This window comes from Dethiosulfovibrio russensis (assembly GCF_021568855.1).
GTDB classification, from domain to species: Bacteria; Synergistota; Synergistia; order Synergistales; family Dethiosulfovibrionaceae; genus Dethiosulfovibrio; species Dethiosulfovibrio russensis.
The window spans coordinates 1-732 of the sequence record NZ_JAKGUG010000031.1 but is presented as its reverse complement, the minus strand read 5'-3'; the positions used below and the strand labels follow the sequence as shown (position 1 = coordinate 732).

General features: G+C 55.9%; 2 protein-coding genes. Both read right to left on the bottom strand.

Annotated elements, in window-relative coordinates; genetic code table 11:
* On the bottom strand, positions 1–242 hold a 242-nt coding region (locus L2W48_RS12890), incomplete at its 3' end, for a phage holin family protein (RefSeq protein ID WP_236100490.1).
* A 13-nt stretch (positions 243–255) separates the two neighbouring features.
* On the bottom strand, positions 256–732 hold a 477-nt coding region (locus L2W48_RS12885), incomplete at its 5' end, for a glycoside hydrolase family 108 protein (protein WP_236100489.1).

Below are 732 nucleotides of genomic sequence, written 5' to 3'. Positions count from 1 at the left end.
CCGGACATGGCCACCACAGCCGAAGTGATCCAGATGTTCAGTCCAAGGCCGCGGCAAAGACAGTGCATAACCATTCCGGCAAAACCGGCCGTTGCCATCCCGACCAGAAACTCTCTCCAGGAGAAAGATTCGGACCGGTGAAGGCGGCCATATTTAACCGCCGACCCTCCCATGGCCATTAGGGCGGGCGGCAAAAGAAGAGCCAGGATATGACGCAACGTCTCCATGATGTCATCAAGCAAAGTCAGGCCTCCTTCAATCCTCCAGTCCCGCCGATTTTCCCAGCTTCACTACCCTGTTGTGAATCCACCCTCGCAGGAACTTACGTTGCGACACATTCCTATCTACAAGGCGATCGTACAGCCTTGTACGGTTCATCAAAACCTCAAGGCAGAGATAGCGAAGAAGAGAATAAGGCTTCAAGTCGCCGCTTCCGTTCGTCAGCCTGGCGTCCTCTTTCCTCAGAGTCGCCAGCGCCGCCCTAGTCCTCGGGCCCATCGCTCCATCGACTGCGAGGACTGTGTCTTTCAATATCGAGTTGAGCCCCTCCTGTAGAAGCTTTACAGCCCCTCCCACGCCGTGGTTCACGGCACAGTCGAACATGACGAGGTCCAAAGGCTCCGGCATTCCGTCGGCTCCTATGGGCTCCCAGTAGTCGGACCAGTAGATCAGGGCGGCGTCGGCCTTCGACAAAGATCGTATATCCTTATGGGATACGATCTTTCTCTCGTA